Origin of the sequence: Cytobacillus sp. Bva_UNVM-123 (assembly GCF_046351715.2) — a bacterium.
Lineage (GTDB): Bacteria > Bacillota > Bacilli > Bacillales > Cytobacillaceae > Cytobacillus.
This window is the reverse complement of the sequence record NZ_CM177772.1, coordinates 2,271,826-2,291,966: the sequence shown is the minus strand read 5'-3', so window position 1 is coordinate 2,291,966 and position 20,141 is coordinate 2,271,826. Positions and strand designations below refer to the sequence as shown.

The following is a 20,141-nucleotide window of genomic DNA, read 5'->3' as shown; positions in this document are numbered from 1 at the left end:
CACATATATGAATATACCGAAAATTTCGTGAAAATTCAATGCAAACAAAGCGACAATTTCCGTCAGTAATTTTAGTCATTTTGTAAAAATTAGTCAAGGGTTTAACATTCCTACAAGATCTATTCACTATAATTAAAACCCTGTAAACCCACCAAATAAACCTGAAAATACTGCTATAATTTTCGTCATCCAATCAAAAAATAAAACAATTCCCATTACCATCATAATATACCCACCAATTTGCATGATGAGCTTGCTATTTTTCCGAATCCATTTAAGCTTCCCAATAAAGAAGGATAAAATGAAAAACGGTACGGCAAAACCTAATATATAAGCGATCATATAAAGCATGGCCGAATTTGGATTCTCAACTGCAAGTGCGAGAACTGCACCTAAAATCGGACCAGTACAAGGTGTCCAGCCCGCTGCAAAAGCCGTTCCGATTAAAACTGAACCAAGCAATCCTGTAGGTCGATTTTTAAACTCAAATCTTCTCTCCTTCATTAAAAACTCCGGCTTAATAAACCCAACAACAATTAAACCAAAGAAAAAGATAAAAATTGCGCCAATTTGTCTAATTAAATCAGCATAATCAGTGAAGAAGCTGCCTAAGAAAGAAGTCCCATATCCTAGAGCAATGAAGACAAGCGAAAAGCCGATTAAGAAAAATAATGTATGCATCATGCTTCGTCTTTGCAGCATGGCATTTTCATCCTTCAGTTCACTAACTGACATCCCAGTAATATACGATAAAAAAGCGGGATACAAAGGCAAACAGCAAGGTGAAATAAAGCTTAAAAACCCTGCTCCTAACGCAATGAACACATTCAAATCTGACATTTTAACAACTCCTGTTCAAAACGATTCATCATTCATTCTATCAAAACAATTCGTGAAAAGATAATAAATTGTTTTGAACATTTTATGTCATAAAAGTGACTGTCAATTAAAAAATGAATAAAATCATATTTTTCGAGAGATTATTAACTTTTCATGAAGTTTACTGTAAATTTTTTGGAGTATCAAGCGATTTCTTTTGAATTAATTCCCATAATTCGCTATACTAGACAATATATTAACAAAAATTGTGATATTATTTCATATTTTACACTACTTTTCTTGATGAAAGTAAAGCTAATTTTCAAGTCGAAGGGGCAAAGGGCCATGTGTAAACAAGAATTGATTAGTTTAATCGAACAGAAAAGATTTGAATTAATTCAAGTGGCCAAGAAAAATGGATTTAATTCTGCAGCAGCGATTAAATATAGTCAAGACTTAGATAAACTTTTGAACGAGTACAATCGAGTTTTCATAAAAAAAGTCCGAACACATTAAACAATTTATGAAAATAATAAGACCAGCTTTGGTGGAATATACACCAAACTGGTCTTGTTATTTTATCCAACTACATTCTCTACTTTTTCAGATGAACTGTTTTGCAATAAATACATTTTATGGTAAAGACCACGCATTGCGAGCAGTTCTTGATGATTACCTCTTTCGACGATTTCTCCCTTATGCAATACAAGTATCTGCTCGGCATCTTGAATCGTTGATAAACGATGGGCGATCGCAATAGTTGTCCGTCCCTTCCTCATTTTTGCTAACGCTAATTGAATCGCCTCTTCCGTTTCTGTATCAATATTTGCCGTTGCTTCATCGAGAACTAATATTTGTGGATTTGTGGCAATGGTTCTTGCAAAAGCAAGCAGTTGCCGTTGTCCACTTGAAAAAGTTGATCCACGTTCTACTACTTTATGATTGTATCCATCTTCTAATTTTTCAATAAATAAATTAGCTTGAACAAATTGAGCAGCAGCTTCCAGCTCTTCATCAGTTAATTGCTGGTTAAAGAGACGAATATTATCCTTAATCGTTCCATAAAAGAGAAACGGATCTTGTAAAACTAACCCTGTTTTCTTTCGTAATTCATCTTCACGGAAAGATTTAATCGATTGTCCGTCAATATAAATATCGCCTCTTTCAAATTCATAAAAACGCATCATTAAATTAATGATCGAGCTTTTTCCACTACCAGTATGTCCGACAAGAGCAACCGTTTCCCCTGGTTTAGCAGTAAAGGATATATTTTTAAGGACATCGCGCTTCCCATCATAGGAAAAGCTGACATTACGAAACTCTATTTCGCCATTTTTAATTTCATTATTAGTAGCTTGCTGTTTTGGCGCAAGCTCAGTTTCGTCAAGTAAAGCAAAAACTCTTGATGACGCGACAATGGCCTGCTGAAATAATGATAATCTTTGCATTATTTGAAAAATAGGTTCGAATAAGCGGTTTAAATAGCTGACAAATGCATAAAGTACACCAACCTCAACAGAACTATTAAACGAAATAACACCGAAATAGCTTAAAACGAGAATTAAGGCAGTGAAATAAATAAGATCAACAGCAGGTCCTAGCAATAAGGCATCGATTTTTATATTTTTCATCCCTGCATTATAGTGACGGTTATTAATATGGCCAAATTCTGTTCGAAAACGCTTTTCTTGTCGAAACACTTGAATGATATTCATTCCTTGAATAGACTCACTTAGCTTCGCATTTAATTCACTAAGTCTTTCTCTCATATCTTGATAAAAAACGGAACTGTAATTCCGATATATTCGCATAATAAGAAAAATGAGAGGCAGTGTAACTAAACAAATCAACGCCATTTTAGCATTTAAGATAAACATAGCAATAAACATACCTGTTAGCATAAAACCGCCTTGAATAAAGGTTACTAACACACTGACAAACATTTCTTTAATCGCTTCTGTATCATTCGTTACTCTAGAAACGATACTTCCAGCTGGTGTTTTATCAAAATACTTTAATCCTAATTTTTGAACTTTCGTATATACATCAACACGCAGCTGTTGAATAATTTTTAAGGCGATTTCTTGAAATTTAAGCAGTTGAAAATAAGACACTAGCACATTCAGAATTTGAATGACAATATAAGCTGCCCCAAGCATAAAAATGGGTTCGAAAACCATATTTTTTGGCCGTAAATAGTCATCAATAAAGATTTTTATAATAATCGGTCCGAGTATTTCTCCAAGCGTTGTTAATAAAAGTAAACTGAATGCAAGTATAATTGTTTTCTTATGTGGCTTCGTATAGGAAAGAAGACGAAATAGCACATTACGTTGTTCCTTTCCATTCATTACAAGTGTTTTTTCCATCAGCCTACCCTCCAAGCTCAACAAGTTCTTCTAGCTGCTGGTGCAAGTACATATCTTTGTACCATCCTTCTTCATTCATCAACTGCTCATGGGTCCCTCTTTGAATAATTTTCCCTTCATCTAATACAAGAATTAAATCTGCATGCTCGATGGCACTTAATCGATGAGCAGAAATAATCGTTGTTTTCCCTGCTCTATTTTGTCGTAAAGATGTTAAAATCAGTTCTTCCGTCTTCGCATCGACAGCTGATAATGAATCATCAAGCAATAGCACTTCAGGCTCCATCATTAAAGCTCTTGCAATTGAAATTCTCTGTTTTTGTCCACCGGAAAGGGAAACCCCTCTCTCGCCCACGACAGTATGATAACCTTCTGTAAACTGAAGAATATCCTCATGTATATTCGCTAATTTAGCAGAATCATAGATGCTCTCAACATTCACATCTGGATTTGCAAAAGCAATATTTTCACTCACAGTTGCAGAAAACAAAAAATGTTCCTGTGGGACATAACCGATTGCTTCTCTTAACTTTCCAATTTTATACTGTTGCAATGGATATCCTGCAATCTTGATCGTCCCGTCTATCCCGTCAAATTCGCGTGTAAGCAATTTTAACAACGTCGTCTTCCCTGCTCCTGTTTTCCCAACGATTCCTAACGTTTCACCTCTATTTAACGTAAAATGAATATCTGTTAAAACCGGCTCTTTCTCTCCAGGATATGTAAAGCGAGAAATGGCAAAATGAATATTTCCGTTTGGAACATCATCTAGCGCATTCGGGTCATCTATTATGTCAGATTTCTCTCTTAAAATAGCGGTCACACGTTCATTTGACGCACGTCCTCTTTCAATAATATTGAACAACATCCCGAACGCTAACATTGGCCAAATAAGCAAGCCTAAATACGTCGTAAATGAAACTAATTGTCCAATTGTCAATTCATCATTTAATACATATTTTGCCCCAAAAGAAATAGAAAGAAAAAAAGAGATTCCGATTATTAAAGATATCGTTGGATCGAACAAAGCATCAATTTTTGATACAGCGATATTTTTTTGAACAACATCTTCTGAAAGTTTTCGAAAATCTTCAACATCTTCCTTTTCCTGTCCGAACGTTTTAATAACCTTTACACCTGTTACACTCTCTTGTGTTTTATCATTTAGCGAGGAAAACGCTTCTTGAGCTTTATGAAATCGCTTATGAAGCAAAGAGCCATACCAGTTCGTTAAAATGGCCATGAACGGTAACGGAATCAAACTGATTAATGTAAGCTTCCAGCTAATCGTTGCAGCCATCGCAATAATTACAAAGCCGCCTGTTGCTAAGGAATCGACAAATGTGAGGACACCTAATCCCGCCGTTTGTTGGATGGCCTGAAGATCATTTGTCGCATGTGCCATAAGATCTCCGACTCGCTTTTTTTGATAAAAGGATTGGGACATCTTTGTAAATTGCTGGAACAATTCTTTTCTTAGTTGGTTCGCAAGCTTTAAAGATGAACCAAAAATCATAATTCTCCAATAGTATCGTAAAACATACATTAGAACAGCTGTTATGATTAAGATAGCCACAAGAATGATAAGAGTCGTCCCGTTCAATGTTGAATCTGTTAAATAATCGACAAAGATACCAATAATTTTCGGTGGAATTAGCTGTAACAGCGCAACAAATAATAGCGTTACAATTCCAATCAGATAAGCTTTTTTCTCCTGTTTAAAAAACCACATTAAATCTAAAAAAACCTTCATTCTTCTGTCCTCCGTGCTAGTTCAAAAATACATAGCCCAAATATTTTATCAAATATTTAAAAAATAAGGAAGATTTTTGTTTTCTCAAAAAGAAAGAAGCACCCGCTATGTCGAGTGCTTTGTTCACCATTATTTTGTTTGTTTATTCATGGCGTTCATCATTTGATTGATTTTCTTCTGCGATGGCTTCATGCCCATTTGCATCATCATCATTTTTAACATTTGTTCATTGATTGGCGGATTTTTCTTTAAATAGCTCATCATATATTTACGAGCAATGAAAAATCCTAGTGCTACACCAGCAAGCAACGCTAGAGTACCAACTAGAATATATAGCCCCATCCAAACTTCCTCCTTCATGTTGTCTATCATACAGTGTACTAGACCAAAGGTTATTATACAATATTTGCTTGCTTATTTCTCATATTTTTTAGATCAATTTTCTTTCTTTTATTGGTTTTAACCATCCATAACGATGATGTTTCAGGTCAATCGCTAAAAACGAACCTTCATTTTTGCGTAACACTTCAAAAAATGCCGTTTCAGCATCATAATTTCCACTAGCTTCAAGTAGTAAACATCGGTCATATATTTCAAGCTTCGCTCTACTTCTTTTACCGATTTTAATAAAGTACGTACCATTATGTACTTGAAAATCTTTCTTTCTATGCATTTGTTGATTAATATATTGATGAATCTTTAAACTTGGAATTGGTTTCGTAATAAATTGAATTTGCTTTGTCACAATTGTTTTCAGCTCACCTGATAAAAACTCATATTCAGAGAAAAGCTGAAAAAACAATCTTTCTCTCCCAAAATAATGGGTAGCGAATTCTTCTTCAATTAAATATAATTGATAGGCTCTCATCCATAGATCTCTCCTTTAAGGAACTGGACAACTCCTTTCTTTTTAGTATACAGAAAATTCATTTAACGTTCTGTCTAACAGTGTTGAAAACTTTCACTTGTTTTGTCGAATTTAAGGATTCATATGAATATAAAAAAAGAAGAAGAGCATTTGCCCTTCTTCTACTATGCTTATATGAATGATTTAACTCGGGCTACAACATTTTGAACAGTAAACCCGTATTCTTCCATCACTTTCTCTCCAGGAGCTGAAGCACCGAATTGGTCGATGGCCAATACTTCTCCTTCATCACCTGCATAGCGGTGCCAACCAAGTGAAGCACCCATTTCAATAGCCAATCTTTTCTTAACATCTTTTGGAATGACGCTTTCTTTGTATTCTTTAGATTGTGCTTCAAAGCGATCCCAAGAAGGCATACTAATAACAGCGGCTGAAATTCCTTCTTTATCTAAAGCTTGTTGAGCTTCAATTGCTAAGCTCACTTCTGAGCCGGCAGCAAGTAATAATACATCTGCCTTTTCCTTACGAGCAGGAGAAACTACATATCCACCTTTTGCGACACCTTCATAAGCAATGTCATTCGTTCCTTTTAATGTTGGTAAGTTTTGACGTGTTAATACTAATGCAGTCGGTTTATCTGTTGATTCTACTGCTAATTTCCAAGCAGCAGCCGTTTCATTGCCATCTGCTGGCCGAATAACAGATAAATTCGGCATCGCCCGTAAAGCGGCTAATTGCTCAATTGGTTCATGTGTTGGTCCATCTTCTCCAACAGCAATGCTATCATGTGTGAACACATATGTTACTGGCAGCTTCATTAGTGCCGCCAGGCGAATAGCTGGGCGTAAATAATCTGAGAATACGAAGAATGTTCCACCGAATACTTTAAGTCCTCCGTGCAAAGCCATTCCATTTAGAGCAGCTCCCATTGCAAATTCACGGACACCGAACCAAATATTTTTCCCTTCAAATGATTCAGAACTGTAGTCAGTTGTTCCTTTAATTGTTGTTTTGTTAGAACCTGCTAAGTCCGCAGAGCCACCAATAAATGAAGGCAGGTTTTGAGCAATGGCATTTATTACTTCCCCAGATGAGGCACGGCTTGCAACACTCTTTCCTTCCTCATATACAGGAATATCTTTATCCCAGCCTTCATGAAGCTCGCCTTTTATTGCTATATTTAAGTCATTAGCTAATTCTGGATATTTCGTTTTATATTGTGCTAATAATTCATTCCATTCTTGTTCTTTCTTTTCACCAAGTTCTACTACTTGCGTTTTAAAATGAGTGTATACTTCTGAAGGAATATGAAAATCTTCCTCAAATGTCCATTGATAAGCTTCCTTCGTCAATTTTAATTCTTCTGCACCAAGAGGCGCACCGTGTACATCAGATTTACCAGATTTATTTGGAGAACCATATCCGATCACCGTTTTAACTTCAATTAATGTAGGGCGTGTCTCATCAAGTTTTGCTTCTTCAATGGCTTTTGCGATTTCAGTAAGATCATTTCCATCTTCAACACGCAAATATTGCCATCCATAAGCCTTATAACGTTGCTCAACACTTTCAGAGAAGGATTTATGTAAATCTCCATCTAATGAAATATCATTAGAATCATACAGGACAACTAATCTACCTAGCTTTAAATGGCCTGCCAATGAAGCTGCTTCTGCTGAAACGCCTTCCATTAAATCGCCATCACCGCAAATGCTGTATGTATAATGATCAATCACGTTAAAATCTTCTTTATTATAGACAGCAGCTAAATGACGCTCAGCCATTGCCATACCGACTGCCATCGAGATTCCTTGTCCTAATGGACCAGTTGTTGCATCAACACCAGGCGTATGTCCATACTCTGGATGCCCAGGAGTTTTGCTTCCCCATTGTCTAAATTCTTTAATATCCTCCATTGATAAATCATAACCAGACAAGTGAAGAAGACTATATAGAAGCATGGAACCATGTCCTGCTGAAAGGACAAAGCGGTCACGATTAAACCAATTTGGATTTTTGGGATTATGGTTCATATAACGCGTCCAAAGAGTATATGCCATTGGTGCAGCACCCATCGGCATTCCTGGATGGCCGGAATTTGCCTTTTCAATCGCATCAATTGATAAAGTTCGAATAGAACTAATTGCTAAAGCATCATTTTGATCAAACATTAGATTCATCCCTTCTTCAAATAATCATTACAAGTTAATAATATAGTTAGTAACTTCTTTATACAACAAATTGATAAAAAAGCCTGTATTTTGTCACAAAAGCATGATCTACTTAGATCGAACGACAATATAAATAATGAAGAATATCATTGTAAGAATATGAAATCAACTAGACAATTTACATATATAAAGAAGGAATACAATTCCATGTATTCCTTCCATTAATGAAGTTCATTCTTTCCTTGAACCTTTTTCAACTTTTCGGGGGTCACATCGTTTCCCTTCGGATCAATAATCGTTACTCCCTTTAATGTATTAAACATGGAAGAACGAAATGTTTCTAAATATTCTCTACGAAGAACAGATTGCTCTTTCGCTTCTGCTTCAGTTAATCCAGTTGTTTTCGCTTTGTTAGCAAGAACGTTAATCCTGTCTAATTTTTCTTTTGGCAGCATATTTAAGCTCCTTTATTCTAGAAAGTATAAGAAATAATCGAGTTACACACGCTTGTTCGAATGAGTGTTTTTAGTGCCACTCTACTTATTAATAAGTTCTTAAGCACTCCTCTGGAAATGAGAAGATTAATCCAGATGTAAGAAAGGTGCTTGCACTTTAAATCTCAACTGCCATCATACTAAAAATGAGCTAGTTTGACAAGAATTGTTCACTCACTCGAAAGAGAATCGATATATTCTTGATATCGCCGATGAACGGTAGCCTTAGAAATATTATAGCCAAAACCTCTTAAAGTAGCAGCTATCTCAGAAAAAGTTAACTCATTATTTCTCAATCGAACAATTTCAGTTATAGGCACTTCGATTTTCTGTCTGCCTGAGCGAATATCCAAGTTGCGCAAATTCCTTTCAGGTCTATAGCCATGCTTCACTGCGCGCTTCATACCGCGTTTAATTTTTATATTATGAAGTTTCCTTTGATATTCTTCTACCATACTAACAATATTCAAAACCATCGTGTCTGAATCTGATAATTGCAGCTCTCCATTATGAGCAATACTGTAAAGTTTAATTCCTTCTTTTAAAATACAATGAAGAATGGCAATCTTTGCATTACCTCTGCCGATTCTAGTCTCATCTTGTATTAGAATTGCCTCTATTTCCTTCTCTTTTATTACGGAAAGAAGTTCAAGAATGCCTTCTCTTTCTAAATCATAGCCACTTGCCTGTTCACTTATTACTTTTACGACTTCAAGCTCTTTCTTTTTCGCTAATAAGGTCAACTCCTCTTCTTGCCTTGATAGCGATGTTTCCTGTGTTTCTTTCGTTGTACTGACACGACAATAAATGACTGTTTTCATAAACTTCCGTACCTACACTTATATAAAATTTGACTTCATGCTTTCATTATGAATAGTGAGAGAAAATCATTTGACACTAGCATATTGGATTACTGCGGTATTATTAACGACTACCGGAATCATAAGTTCATCTCCGGGATAAATTCTATTCCCGTAAATATTATTGTTTTTTTCTACCCAATTTACAAACTCTTGAGAAGTCATAGTATGGTTCGATGATAAGTTTTCTGCAATTTCCCATAATGAATCCCCTTCATTTACTGTAATGACCATATATTGTTCGTTATTTGAATCCCCAAACCGAAATGCGATTATGATTGTAATTATCAAGCTTAAAATAAATAGAATAATAGCATATGAATATAAATCCCACAATTTTTTCATCATTAGCTCACACCTCGATTAGAATGTATGTTCGGTATTTGATTTTTATTATAATGCGAACGTTTGTTTCTTGTCAACTAAAATTCGAACTTATGTTTGCTCTCTTAATTTTAAGATGCTATACTAATGGTAAGAAAATCATAAAAGGTGTGATTATGATGGTAAAATTATCAAAAAGGCAGCAAGATATTTTAAATTTTATTAAAGAAGAAGTACGGGCAAAAGGCTATCCACCATCCGTTAGAGAGATTGGATTAGCTGTTGGACTTGCTTCAAGCTCTACTGTTCATGGTCATCTCGCTAGATTAGAAAGCAAGGGATTAATTCGTCGAGACCCAACTAAACCTCGTGCAATTGAAATACTAGATTTAGATAGTACACAAACACCTGATTATAAAATTGTGAATGTTCCTATCGTCGGAAAAGTAACTGCTGGTCTTCCAATTACCGCAATTGAAAATGTCGAAGATTACTTTCCTCTTCCTGAAAGATTCGCACATTCAGATGAAAATATTTTTATGCTCGAAATTATGGGTGAAAGTATGATAGAGGCCGGAATTTTGGATGGAGACTATGTTATTGTAAAGCAGCAAAACACTGCTAATAATGGAGAAATTATTGTCGCGATGACGGAAGACGATGAAGCAACTGTAAAGAGATTTTTTAAAGAAAAAGATTGGATAAGACTTCAACCAGAAAACTCCACAATGGAGCCAATTATTCTTCGCAATGTCTCCATTTTAGGAAAAGTTATTGGTGTTTATCGAAATATTCACTAGAATATACGAATATAAAGCGAATCTAGCTTTTTAGCTGCACTCCTATTGTTAAATATAAACAATAGGAGTGCAGTTTTTTAAAATCTTGTTAATTTAAGAAAATAAGCAGCTATGAGTATTTATTTATCATTACATGAAAGCTTAAAATTATAGCGAAATCATCAGAGGTAAATCTTGAAGTTGTAGTATGTGGAGTAAACTAGTTAAATTTCTCGATGTCTTACATTTTGAAAATAACTTTCCATTTCGTGCATAATTTGCTGAATATGATTTATGTTCAAATGAGGCAGCAAGAAATCCTTATGATCCTCATTATTATTATTAAAATAATTAATTTAAGTAGTATTGCGAAACTTATTGAGCTATCACTATTCAACCATTTCAACCTTTTTCAAGATGTTCATTTTAAAATTATCAATCATATATCCCACAGTTACGATTTCTCGTACGTTAGTAGAGTAATCAACGCTGCTAAGTTTTGTATGCAAGTCTGCATCAGCAACATAATTTAACAGCACTTTGCAGATTTCCAATTTCCCCATCACCTTTCATGCTCATTACAAGTTTGTAAATATTCAACTAATACTAATTAGCTATAAACCCAAAATCTAGCTAAGATAGCTTTATTTAATTCGTTACATTCAAAAACTCAAAGTACAATTTATATTTTCAATTTTTAATTGGAACGATTCCCTATAATTTGATTTTTTATCCAAATAAATATAAAAAAAAATCTAGTCTTACAACAAAGAAAAGTATTTCTTCAATTTAGCAGCATTTTAGTCCATTTTGATCTTTTATCCATTTTAGGTTGCACAAATTCAGTAACTTTAAACGGTAGTGGAAGGTGAAGAAAAGTCCTCTTCGTCATGTTCTCCATCGTCTATCACGGGTAATCGAATATAATCAGCTGGTATTTCATATAAATCTGCTGCTTTCTTAAGAAGATGGCTTGGTATCACAGAGATTCCACGCTCGTAATTTCTAAGTGTTTTAGCGGTAACCCCTATCTTTTCCGCAGCTACGTCTTGCTTTAAGCCTGCATTTACCCGAGCTGCTGCAAGCGTAATTTGAAACATGAATCTACCTCCTTTCGACAAGCTTTGACTTTAATATACTACCATTTAAAGTTAGTATCAATACTTTAATCAAATATTCACCTTTTAAAAGTATTCTTTTGTTTACAACGATACCGAAAAACGGTAATATTGAATATGAAAGTGAGGCGATACGAATGATCGATACCCAAGAACTAAAAAATATTATGGCAAAGAATTTGAGGAAGTATATTAATCAAAAAGGGGTAACACAAACAGACCTTGCAAAAGATTTAAATATTCCTGAAATGACAATGTCTAATTGGCTAAAAGCAAAAACCTATCCAAGAATCGACAAAATTCAAATGCTAGCAGATTATTTCGGTATACCGAGGTCAGCCTTAACGGAAGAAGCCCCCTTAAACCTACATCCAGTATCTCCTCAAACCGTACGTGTCCCAATTCTTGGAACAATAGCATGTGGCAACCCCATTCATATTGAGGAAAACTTCAGCGGTTATCGTTATGAATCACCTGATAATTTACCTAGTGGAAATTTAGTTTATCTTGAAGCAAAGGGAGACTCCATGGAGCCAACAATACCGAATGGTTCACTAGTACTTATTCGAGAACAAGCTGAAGTAGAGTATGGTGAAATTGCCGCTGTACTTGTAAGAGGCGATTCAGAAGCCACCTTGAAAAGAGTAAAAAAACAAAGTAAAACCATCCTATTAATGCCAGATAACCCCGAACACGAGCCAATTATCGTAACAAAAGATCATCCAGCACGAATTATTGGAAAAGCAATTCGTTTTACACAAAACCTATAAAGAATTCTAAAAAAAAATGGCGGATTCATACCCGCCTTTTTACTTATAGGAAAGATCCACTAAGAATAAATGGATCATATATTTAAATAGCAAAAATGTTAAATATGCTTCCTTCTCTTATTTTGAATAATCGAAATGATGATAAAGAATACTCCAAGACAAAGAGAAATCCAACTTAAAATGGATAATATATTTTTAGAATTAATGGTTAATAAATTCGTGGGTAACGAGAAAACGGCACTGCAAATGATACTTACAAAAGCTAATCCCTTGAACTTATCCTTTTTGAAAAGGGTTTTAAGAATAATTGCCCAGAGCATTCCAGCAATAGCGATACCTCCAATTAAAACGATACAAACAAATAAATTATGCAAAAAAGCACCTCATTTTTCCAAGCTTTTACTATCTATTCAATAAACACGTCCAATTTCCTCCTTGCTCTAAAATATCCAAAAATGAATAATAATAAATTGGGAATCGAACAACTCCTTCCTAATAATGCTTTTCATTAAGAAATTAATAAATAGTTCTAAAAAAATGGCATATGCTAATGAATATAAAAATGAGGTGAGCTAAAATGTTTAAATATTTTGTCGTATCATTCTTTCTATTCCTTACATTTTTCTTATCCAGTGTACCTACAGAAGCTCTCACACGAAGCCGAGCAGAGTATGAGAAAACGGGTCACGTCATTTGGGAAATAAAAACAGATGAAAAATTAATATCCATTACCTTTGATGATGGGCCTGATCCTGTATACACTCCACAAATCTTAGATTTATTAGATAAATTCAATGCGAAAGCTACTTTTTTCGTAACTGGACATAAAGCAGATACATACCCCGAACTTATTAAAAGAATAGTTAAAGAAGGACATGAAGTGGGAAATCATACGTACAATCATATGCGTGGTAATAAAATAGACTCAAAAAAGTTAAAAAACGAATTGAAATCAACTGAAGATAGTATAAAACGGATTACTGGAAAAAAACCGACTCTTTATCGACCAGTTGGAGGATATTATAACGATCTTATTATTAACACAGCGGTTGATCAAGACTATCTTGTTGTGATGTGGTCATGGCATCAAGATCCTAAAGACTGGAATGGCACGAACGCTAAAAAAATTGCTAACCATATCACTTCATCAGCAAGACCTGGAGACATCGTTTTACTTCATGATTCTGGGGGAGATCGTGCTAAAACTGTAAAAGCTCTTGAATCAATATTAGGCTTTTTAGCTATGAACGAATATAAATGTGTAACTGTTTCAGAAATGATCATGTTAAGTGAGGGATTACCAGAGTTCCCTTAACCTCCATAAAACGAAGATTATTTCCAAATACATGATCGATAATGACATAGATCATTTAAATCATATTCCCTTTTTATTCGAGAAGACATTATTTTATGCAATTAAAGAGGCAGTTTTACCCGCCTCTTTGATTGGAAGAAGATGTTCAAAACTTCGATTTTCCTCAAACTTATCCAGAGAAAGGGAGTTAAGCAAAATGAGAGTTGATTTGTTCAATTCTTGAAGCCATCGCTTGGTAGCCTGAACTTAATTTCATTGCCATCTGTTGTTGGTATGATGATTTCGCTTTTGACTTTATCATGTTGTTATCTACTAGAGAGCTGCTATTTTCCGTATTTTTATGCAATGTCAAATCAGATAGTGCATTCGTTAAAATATTCGAATTTAATACAGCGTCCTTTTTCGTATTACTTATACTGTTTAGTAATTGTTTTTGGAAAATAGATAAATTGCTATTTTCATCTAAGTTTGTAAGTAACAAATTACGATAGTCATTCCCATGATTTAATTCTGTCAGACCACTTAACAATAACTGTTTTTGAATATTGTTTACACTTTTTACTTCGCTTCCACCATAAAGTGTTTCTACTAATACTTCTTTAAATGAGATTTTTTGTTCGTCTGTTAAATTTAGCTTTTTATTATTTTGAACCTCTTGCAGGAATTTTCCTACTTTTGAAATATTCCCTTGCAACAATAATTCAGTATACAACTTATTTCCCCTCACAATCTATGAATGTTAATCTTCTTCCATTTTATTATCGGTCTAATGGAAAATATTTAAAATGATACGGTTTCTGTACATTATAAGTTAGATAAAAAAGCCATCCCGAAAGATGACTCTTTTTACTTTTATTAAATCGAAGTACAAGTACTACAGTATTAATTAGTTAGCTTTAAAGTTGTACAAAGGCTTAATAACCTGTTCAATGGTTAAGGACTCTTTAATATTATTCATAATTTCATCTATCGGCTTATAAACCATTGGAGCTTCATCAAGCGTGCCTTCTCCAACCGATGTAGTCCATATCCCATTCATAGAATCCTCGAAATCATGTAACAATAAAGTTTGTTTAGCCTTAGAACGAGACATGATTCGACCAGCTCCATGTGGTCCAGAGAAATTCCAGTCAGCATTTCCTTTCCCTATTGCAATAATCGAACCATCTCTCATATTGATTGGAATAATAACTCTTTCCTGTGATTGTGCAGAAATAGCGCCTTTGCGGAGGATCATATTTTCAATATCGATGTAGTTGTGTATAGTAGTAAAACTATCTTCAATTTGCCATCCCATATGGGAAACAATTTCATCCACCATTGCCTTACGGTTAAGCAAAGCATATTCTTGAGCAATTTTCATATCATTCATGTAGTCATCAAAGCCTTGTCCTTGAAGATAAGCTAAGTCCTTTTGAATTTTAGGCTTCTTGAATCCATGTAGAGCTTCTTGAATTTCAGATTGGCGACCTTCTTTTGTAAGCTGCTCTATCAACTCTTGCTTTTCATCTCTCATGCTAGTTAGTTCATCATAAGCACGTTTCTGATAATACTCAGCAATTTGCTTACCGAGATTACGTGAACCAGAATGAATAACTAAAACTACTTTATCATCCATCTCATTTAACTCAATAAAGTGATTTCCACCCCCCAATGTACCAATCGAATCTTTTGCACGTTTCAAATTAAATGGAGCACGAACATCTCTAAAATTTACACGCTTTGAGAAAGGATGGCGATTGTTATTAGAACGGACAGAAAATCCACTTGGCACATACTTTCGTATTGTTTCATCAAGTTGATCGAAATTAACCTCTGTTTTGTTTTTATCAATAATTGCAACCTCCATCCCACAACCAATATCAACACCTACTAAATTTGGAACAATTTTATCTTGAATCGTCATTGTTGTTCCAATCGTACAACCAGCTCCAGCATGAGTATCAGGCATAATCCGAATCTTAGAACCTTTTACAAAATCTTGGTTACAAAGCTCAATTATTTGAGACATTGCTGTATGTTCAACATTATGAGTAAATACTTTTGCTGTATTATATTTTCCATTTAACTCCAACATTACATTACCTACTCTCTATATTTATATTAAAGACAATCTAACTAAATTTTACATTTTCGTCCAGTCTTATGTACATATTATGCTTCTTTTAATTTACAAATCTTACTTTTTTATAAACTTATTTCTCCTCCGCCACTACACCAGTAACGCTTATTTGAGGAAAACGGTCTTTGAAAGAGGAAGATCGGGAAAAACTAAAAATGGAAGGGATTTTACTTCATACGGAAGGAAAATTGAGTTTATGGTTAAGTGATAAATTAGTTGTCATTTGATGTTGGGATAGGAATGTGGGTAACAATAATGCCTGAGAATATTAAATTTGAAACGTCCTCAAGAGTACTGTTAGCGAAAGATAAAGAGATATACGTTTACAAAAGGAGAGGTATATTAACCTCTCCTTAATTGCCTGCTACTTTTAACTTAATTCTAAAGAAACATCCTTTCAGGTAAAATAGATATAAAGAGACTATCCATTATGTAAAAGCGTAGAGCAGAAATAACTTCAACTTCTACTCTACTTTCTTGGTTGAAAAAGTCGAACATTTGTTATACTATTATCATCTCGACCTAAAAAGTTTCCACTCTTTCTATTTGTCAGTTCTTCTAATTTTTTGACAGCAACCTGAAATTCTTCTTTGTTCATTTGACCTGTTGCAAGAAGGGAACATAATATAGCAAATCCAATTGATGTTGTGTCAACGTGGACATCCACCTTCAAATCAACATCTGAATTTCCACTATGCCCAATAGAATTTATCAAATCGTTTTCATTTTCATTAATGCTCTTTTCAATTGCTTTTACATCAGCGCTTAATTCTGCTTCATTCTGGTTAAATACCCTTCTTCTCCTCATATACTCACCCTTTATATAAAGGTGGGATATAATAACCCCACCGCTCCATTAGAAAATATCTACATCTGTATTTTGATCTTGATCATTTTCTTGATCTTGATCAGCTCTTACACGCGCATTGCTTTTGCTGTTTAATCGTATATCCACTTTAGAGTTACCAGAATTTGAAATATTAGAACGCGCTATATTTGTATTTTTATCTGTATTGCGGACGTTTGCTTCAGCCTCAGAATCAACGTCTGTTATGTTTCGAATATCAGTTTCAAAATCGCTATCAAAATTTACATCTACATTTGTATTATTATTGTTTCGCCTTCTTCTTGAAGTCCCTCTAAAAAAATTTTGATTTCCATTTCTATCAAACCTTGAACTACTCATTAATTTTCCTCCTTTCGGTGACTTAATGTTAATCTATTCAGATGTAATTCATTAGTATAGACAATACCCCTACTAAATTAGCCCTTTTAAGGACAATTTTATTTGATTACCTTATAAAGGGCTATTATCACCTATTCCATAAAGCAAAACATAATACTCTATAGTCCTTATGGCTTTATTAAACCGATAAACAAAAAGCCCTGACACCAAAGCTATCAAGACTTTCCCATTTAATACATAATTAAAGTTTCAAGTGCAAGTACCCGAGTTCTTTTTATATGTGGAGTTTTTAAAGAAATAAAAACCTGTACCTAATGAAGCATACCCGTCCTTGCAATTATCACCATCTACAACAAGTCCGTTTTCACCGGTTTTACAAAAAGGATTCTTTCGTAATAGTATTACTTTTAAACTTTAGCCGTTCTCTTATACTGCCAATCAGCATTTACTGTTAACAAATTAAAAAGAAAGAAGGTTAACATAAATGACATATCTTTTAAATTTAGGTGATTTTAATTGAAGTCCAATAATAAAAAAAAGCAGATCATATCTACTTATAGGGTATATGACTGGGTGCAATCAGCATCAACAATTAATATGGAAGTCCTGCTACCATGTACTAATAATGGAATCGCCAAAGTAGATACTTATCAATACCATGCTATATCAGACGGGGTAAAGTCGGTTTATACAAATGAAGATGAGTTAATTGAGTACGGAAATAAAGGAATACTAAATCCAGAAACTGTCTCATTTATTAACCTTTTTGTAAATGGTATACTACAAGCACAAAACCAGTATATAGTTGAAACAGGAAAACTGACATTTATTTCGAATGATGTACCTTTTGCAGGAAGCCCAATTACTCTTCAATTTGTAAAGATTTACCTTTGAACTAGAATTAATTAAATATGTATTTATGCAAAAAATACCTTTGACCATTAAGGTATTTTTTGCATATTTTATAAGAACTACTTAGTTAACGACAAATTCAACCACAACTGGTGTCGCAGGATCAAGTACATCACCGTCTGGAATAGTAATTGTAGTAGTCGTAACTGTTGAAGTATCTGCTGTCTGAATTTGTGCATTTATATACAAAGAATAATAAGCAAACGATCCCGGAAATGCAGCTACAGCTGCTCCAGTATCATCTGTAAATGCGGTTGCAGCAATAGCAAATGTCGCACCTGTGCCTGTCCCATCTCCAATTGTTGCTGTGAATTTTCTGGAAGCTAAAAAAGGTTTTTGGATAGCCAATCTATATTCACCTCACTTTACTAATAATTTTCTTACATTCTCATTTTATTTTGTTTTTCTAATTGAGTAACGGTAAACAGACTATTTTGTTAGCACATTTATGTATTAGAGCAATTGCGATCTATTTACTCACATAGAGTTCAACTGACAGTATAAATTGCCGCAAAAGAATTACATATGAATCCAATGACCGTCAGCAAGTGATTGTAGCCCCTCTCGATTGAGAAGGACTATTTTTATATACATACTTCTGCAGCTTTCAAAAATGTGTCATAGCCAATAATTTCATTAAACTCACTTCATTAAAGGGGTTTAAAAAATCTCAACAGAATCACAATAAACCAACTTCTTAATACTTTTAAGGAGTAAAACAAACGATCACTTTTTGTATCGTTACTTGCTATTGACTTAATTAAATGATCAATTTGGTATAATAGAATTAAACATTTATCACCAGAAACGAGGAAGTTTTCATGACAAAAAGTTTCGTACATCATTTATGTATACAAACTAATACATATTTAGAAACATTACGATTTTACACTGAATGACTAGGGTTTAAGATTGTCCAAGAATCACCTGATTTCCATGGTCGAAATTTTAATACATGGATTCAGTTAGGAAACTTTTATATTGAACTTCAGACTGGAAAACACAATGAAGTACTTACCGATGGAAATATAAATAGTCAAGGTCTTTCGCATTTTTGTTTATGGGTTCAGGACTTAAATGCAGAGGTCACCCGTCTACAAGAATTAGGTACAGAGTTTATATTTAAAAATAACGAATACATCTATCACGTAGAGAACGGCCGCCTGTGCAAAATTAAAGCGCCTGAAGGAACTATAGTAGAACTTCGGGATAACAAAGGGATTTAAATACTTAAAAACTAATTGCGACACTATACTTGTCCATTGCAATCCTATATGTTTAATCTATTTTGTCAATCGCACATTTACTAAAATAAACGGACAAGTACCCCCTTACACCATGAGGTACTATTGATAATGCCTTTATTGCGTTGAGATGTACTTTTTTACTCTTATGTTTTTGATCTATCTACATACAAAGAATAAGAATCCCTAATCTCTTCATTAGAAGGCATTTTTTTATGAAACTGTTGAAACTCACGTAGTGTCATATTTTATACTCCTAATTAGGAGGCGATAATAATGAAAACATATTTTCAATGGAAAAATATCATCATTGGTAAAATTGACAAAAACCATCCTCAATCAGAAGAAATCAACAAAGCAGTAAATGAAACTTTTACTTCTGTTGGCAAAATGATAAATGACATAACATCATTTACTGACTGCGAGCGTAATTGACCATATGATTTGTTGGGCACTGTGAGTGCCCTTTTTTTTAGTAACTTCATCATTCAAAAATTAATAAATTATATTTCTTCGTTAATGTTGCTGATGATTTCACATCGAAGCATATTTAATTTGAAGCACAAACAAATTTCTCTGACGAAGGATTCACGAGATAGTTATTTAAAGGGAGTTATAAGGAGCAACATAATTTTTACATTCTTCAACTAAGTAACAAGGTACAAGAATTAATGTGGGGTATTTGAATAAACGATAAATTAGCTCCACCCCATTGAGAGGGCTTTTCTTAATGAGCTTTAATCAAGCACTTTTTTGGTTAGAATGAGTACACTGTAGAAAAACATGGGTATTAACCCAATTTAAATTACTACGGAGGTATACATTTTAATGAATAACACTATTGCAGGTGAAATTGAAGAAGCAAAAAATACTCTAATCGGAAGATTATTTACTTTGGGAGGTTCAATACTTTTTTTAATTGGTTCATTTATTGCCGTTTTTGTGGGTTATCAGACATATAATAGGTTGTTAAACACTTAAGGCCCATCTAATAGAAGGGCCATTTCTTACTATTATCCTTATGCTCGTTTTTTTAG

At 34.0% G+C, this 20,141-nt stretch carries 25 protein-coding genes; 8 read left to right on the top strand and 17 right to left on the bottom strand.

Annotation, left to right across the window (positions count from 1 at the left end; genetic code table 11):
- Positions 1–132: 132 nt before the first annotated feature.
- Complete coding sequence (locus KDN24_RS11380; RefSeq protein WP_409972564.1) at positions 133–840, bottom strand: cytochrome c biogenesis CcdA family protein; 708 nt, start codon at positions 838–840, stop codon at positions 133–135.
- Between the two features lie 324 nt (positions 841–1,164).
- Between KDN24_RS11380 and KDN24_RS11375 the strand changes: the two genes are divergently transcribed.
- A complete protein-coding gene (locus KDN24_RS11375) occupies positions 1,165–1,335 on the top strand; it encodes a Spo0E family sporulation regulatory protein-aspartic acid phosphatase (RefSeq protein WP_409972563.1) in 171 nt (56 codons plus the stop codon).
- Positions 1,336–1,397: 62 nt separating this feature from the next.
- Here the strand turns inward: KDN24_RS11375 and KDN24_RS11370 are convergent, their stop codons facing one another.
- From KDN24_RS11370 to yneA, 8 genes are all read right to left on the bottom strand, one after another.
- Positions 1,398–3,188, bottom strand: a complete 1,791-nt coding sequence (locus KDN24_RS11370; RefSeq protein ID WP_409972562.1) for an ABC transporter ATP-binding protein — start codon at positions 3,186–3,188, stop codon at positions 1,398–1,400.
- Between the two features lie 4 nt (positions 3,189–3,192).
- Positions 3,193–4,941 (bottom strand): ABC transporter transmembrane domain-containing protein, encoded by a 1,749-nt coding sequence (locus KDN24_RS11365; RefSeq protein WP_409972561.1) that lies wholly within the window; start codon positions 4,939–4,941, stop codon positions 3,193–3,195.
- A gap of 129 nt (positions 4,942–5,070) precedes the next feature.
- Entirely contained in the window at positions 5,071–5,283 is a 213-nt protein-coding gene (locus KDN24_RS11360) for a YneF family protein (RefSeq protein ID WP_525931277.1), read from the bottom strand.
- Positions 5,284–5,371: 88 nt separating this feature from the next.
- Positions 5,372–5,809, bottom strand: coding sequence for a sporulation inhibitor of replication protein SirA (gene sirA, locus KDN24_RS11355; RefSeq protein ID WP_491348420.1), 438 nt, complete (start codon positions 5,807–5,809; stop codon positions 5,372–5,374).
- A gap of 170 nt (positions 5,810–5,979) precedes the next feature.
- Positions 5,980–7,980: a transketolase gene (tkt, locus tag KDN24_RS11350; protein WP_409972558.1), complete on the bottom strand. Its 2,001-nt coding sequence runs from the start codon at positions 7,978–7,980 to the stop codon at positions 5,980–5,982.
- Between the two features lie 221 nt (positions 7,981–8,201).
- The gene (locus KDN24_RS11345; RefSeq protein ID WP_409972557.1) at positions 8,202–8,435 is read right to left on the bottom strand and encodes a DUF896 domain-containing protein; all 234 of its coding nucleotides are present in this window, start codon (positions 8,433–8,435) and stop codon (positions 8,202–8,204) included.
- A 209-nt stretch (positions 8,436–8,644) separates the two neighbouring features.
- A complete protein-coding gene (locus KDN24_RS11340; protein ID WP_409972556.1) occupies positions 8,645–9,295 on the bottom strand; it encodes a YneB family resolvase-like protein in 651 nt (216 codons plus the stop codon).
- Between the two features lie 66 nt (positions 9,296–9,361).
- Positions 9,362–9,682, bottom strand: a complete 321-nt coding sequence (gene yneA / locus KDN24_RS11335; protein ID WP_409972555.1) for a cell division suppressor protein YneA — start codon at positions 9,680–9,682, stop codon at positions 9,362–9,364.
- A 155-nt stretch (positions 9,683–9,837) separates the two neighbouring features.
- On the opposite strand from yneA, the gene lexA reads away from it, so the two are divergent.
- A complete protein-coding gene (lexA, locus tag KDN24_RS11330; RefSeq protein ID WP_409972554.1) occupies positions 9,838–10,458 on the top strand; it encodes a transcriptional repressor LexA in 621 nt (206 codons plus the stop codon).
- A gap of 368 nt (positions 10,459–10,826) precedes the next feature.
- Here lexA and KDN24_RS11325 read toward each other — a convergent pair whose 3' ends face one another.
- Together KDN24_RS11325 and KDN24_RS11320 are read right to left on the bottom strand one after the other, a co-directional pair.
- A complete protein-coding gene (locus KDN24_RS11325; RefSeq protein ID WP_409972553.1) occupies positions 10,827–10,991 on the bottom strand; it encodes a hypothetical protein in 165 nt (54 codons plus the stop codon).
- A 297-nt stretch (positions 10,992–11,288) separates the two neighbouring features.
- A complete protein-coding gene (locus KDN24_RS11320) occupies positions 11,289–11,537 on the bottom strand; it encodes a helix-turn-helix domain-containing protein (RefSeq protein ID WP_409972552.1) in 249 nt (82 codons plus the stop codon).
- Positions 11,538–11,692: 155 nt separating this feature from the next.
- On the opposite strand from KDN24_RS11320, the gene KDN24_RS11315 reads away from it, so the two are divergent.
- Entirely contained in the window at positions 11,693–12,325 is a 633-nt protein-coding gene (locus KDN24_RS11315; protein WP_409972551.1) for a LexA family protein, read from the top strand.
- 98 nt (positions 12,326–12,423) lie between these two features.
- On the opposite strand, the gene KDN24_RS11310 is transcribed toward KDN24_RS11315, so the two are convergent.
- Entirely contained in the window at positions 12,424–12,699 is a 276-nt protein-coding gene (locus KDN24_RS11310; RefSeq protein WP_409972550.1) for a hypothetical protein, read from the bottom strand.
- 203 nt (positions 12,700–12,902) lie between these two features.
- On the opposite strand from KDN24_RS11310, the gene KDN24_RS11305 reads away from it, so the two are divergent.
- A complete protein-coding gene (locus KDN24_RS11305; protein ID WP_491348419.1) occupies positions 12,903–13,640 on the top strand; it encodes a polysaccharide deacetylase family protein in 738 nt (245 codons plus the stop codon).
- A gap of 187 nt (positions 13,641–13,827) precedes the next feature.
- On the opposite strand, the gene KDN24_RS11300 is transcribed toward KDN24_RS11305, so the two are convergent.
- The 4 genes from KDN24_RS11300 to KDN24_RS11285 all read right to left on the bottom strand — a co-directional run bounded on the left by KDN24_RS11300 (position 13,828) and on the right by KDN24_RS11285 (position 16,948).
- Positions 13,828–14,352 (bottom strand): hypothetical protein, encoded by a 525-nt coding sequence (locus KDN24_RS11300; protein ID WP_409972547.1) that lies wholly within the window; start codon positions 14,350–14,352, stop codon positions 13,828–13,830.
- 174 nt (positions 14,353–14,526) lie between these two features.
- Positions 14,527–15,717, bottom strand: a complete 1,191-nt coding sequence (locus KDN24_RS11295; RefSeq protein ID WP_409972546.1) for an RtcB family protein — start codon at positions 15,715–15,717, stop codon at positions 14,527–14,529.
- A gap of 514 nt (positions 15,718–16,231) precedes the next feature.
- Positions 16,232–16,570 carry a hypothetical protein gene (locus KDN24_RS11290; RefSeq protein ID WP_409972545.1) on the bottom strand — a complete coding sequence of 113 codons (339 nt, stop codon included), beginning with the start codon at positions 16,568–16,570 and terminating at the stop codon, positions 16,232–16,234.
- A gap of 48 nt (positions 16,571–16,618) precedes the next feature.
- Positions 16,619–16,948 (bottom strand): hypothetical protein, encoded by a 330-nt coding sequence (locus KDN24_RS11285; RefSeq protein ID WP_409972544.1) that lies wholly within the window; start codon positions 16,946–16,948, stop codon positions 16,619–16,621.
- 516 nt (positions 16,949–17,464) lie between these two features.
- Here KDN24_RS11285 and KDN24_RS11280 point away from each other — a divergent pair.
- Positions 17,465–17,842, top strand: coding sequence for a DUF4183 domain-containing protein (locus KDN24_RS11280; protein ID WP_409972543.1), 378 nt, complete (start codon positions 17,465–17,467; stop codon positions 17,840–17,842).
- A gap of 81 nt (positions 17,843–17,923) precedes the next feature.
- On the opposite strand, the gene KDN24_RS11275 is transcribed toward KDN24_RS11280, so the two are convergent.
- Complete coding sequence (locus tag KDN24_RS11275; RefSeq protein WP_409972542.1) at positions 17,924–18,208, bottom strand: DUF4183 domain-containing protein; 285 nt, start codon at positions 18,206–18,208, stop codon at positions 17,924–17,926.
- Positions 18,209–18,771: 563 nt separating this feature from the next.
- On the opposite strand from KDN24_RS11275, the gene KDN24_RS11270 reads away from it, so the two are divergent.
- The 3 genes from KDN24_RS11270 (at position 18,772) to KDN24_RS11260 (ending at position 20,085) form a co-directional block, all read left to right on the top strand.
- Positions 18,772–19,086, top strand: a complete 315-nt coding sequence (locus KDN24_RS11270; protein ID WP_409972803.1) for a VOC family protein — start codon at positions 18,772–18,774, stop codon at positions 19,084–19,086.
- A 294-nt stretch (positions 19,087–19,380) separates the two neighbouring features.
- Entirely contained in the window at positions 19,381–19,539 is a 159-nt protein-coding gene (locus KDN24_RS11265) for a hypothetical protein (protein WP_409972541.1), read from the top strand.
- 393 nt (positions 19,540–19,932) lie between these two features.
- The gene (locus tag KDN24_RS11260) at positions 19,933–20,085 is read left to right on the top strand and encodes a hypothetical protein (protein ID WP_409972540.1); all 153 of its coding nucleotides are present in this window, start codon (positions 19,933–19,935) and stop codon (positions 20,083–20,085) included.
- Positions 20,086–20,141: the final 56 nt, after the last annotated feature.

Coding starts and splice junctions, on each gene's coding strand:
- yneA (WP_409972555.1), bottom strand. CDS start 9,682: ATGATGAAAAAATTGTGGGATTTATATTCATATGCTATTATTCTATTT.
- KDN24_RS11340 (WP_409972556.1), bottom strand. CDS start 9,295: ATGAAAACAGTCATTTATTGTCGTGTCAGTACAACGAAAGAAACACAG.
- KDN24_RS11285 (WP_409972544.1), bottom strand. CDS start 16,948: ATGAGTAGTTCAAGGTTTGATAGAAATGGAAATCAAAATTTTTTTAGA.
- lexA (WP_409972554.1), top strand. CDS start 9,838: ATGGTAAAATTATCAAAAAGGCAGCAAGATATTTTAAATTTTATTAAA.
- KDN24_RS11360 (WP_525931277.1), bottom strand. CDS start 5,283: ATGGGGCTATATATTCTAGTTGGTACTCTAGCGTTGCTTGCTGGTGTA.
- KDN24_RS11320 (WP_409972552.1), bottom strand. CDS start 11,537: ATGTTTCAAATTACGCTTGCAGCAGCTCGGGTAAATGCAGGCTTAAAG.
- KDN24_RS11260 (WP_409972540.1), top strand. CDS start 19,933: ATGAATAACACTATTGCAGGTGAAATTGAAGAAGCAAAAAATACTCTA.
- tkt (WP_409972558.1), bottom strand. CDS start 7,980: ATGTTTGATCAAAATGATGCTTTAGCAATTAGTTCTATTCGAACTTTA.
- KDN24_RS11295 (WP_409972546.1), bottom strand. CDS start 15,717: ATGTTGGAGTTAAATGGAAAATATAATACAGCAAAAGTATTTACTCAT.
- KDN24_RS11370 (WP_409972562.1), bottom strand. CDS start 3,188: ATGGAAAAAACACTTGTAATGAATGGAAAGGAACAACGTAATGTGCTA.
- KDN24_RS11365 (WP_409972561.1), bottom strand. CDS start 4,941: ATGAAGGTTTTTTTAGATTTAATGTGGTTTTTTAAACAGGAGAAAAAA.
- KDN24_RS11290 (WP_409972545.1), bottom strand. CDS start 16,570: ATGAGGAGAAGAAGGGTATTTAACCAGAATGAAGCAGAATTAAGCGCT.
- KDN24_RS11380 (WP_409972564.1), bottom strand. CDS start 840: ATGTCAGATTTGAATGTGTTCATTGCGTTAGGAGCAGGGTTTTTAAGC.
- KDN24_RS11375 (WP_409972563.1), top strand. CDS start 1,165: ATGTGTAAACAAGAATTGATTAGTTTAATCGAACAGAAAAGATTTGAA.
- KDN24_RS11305 (WP_491348419.1), top strand. CDS start 12,903: ATGTTTAAATATTTTGTCGTATCATTCTTTCTATTCCTTACATTTTTC.
- KDN24_RS11345 (WP_409972557.1), bottom strand. CDS start 8,435: ATGCTGCCAAAAGAAAAATTAGACAGGATTAACGTTCTTGCTAACAAA.
- KDN24_RS11265 (WP_409972541.1), top strand. CDS start 19,381: ATGAAAACATATTTTCAATGGAAAAATATCATCATTGGTAAAATTGAC.
- sirA (WP_491348420.1), bottom strand. CDS start 5,809: ATGAGAGCCTATCAATTATATTTAATTGAAGAAGAATTCGCTACCCAT.
- KDN24_RS11315 (WP_409972551.1), top strand. CDS start 11,693: ATGATCGATACCCAAGAACTAAAAAATATTATGGCAAAGAATTTGAGG.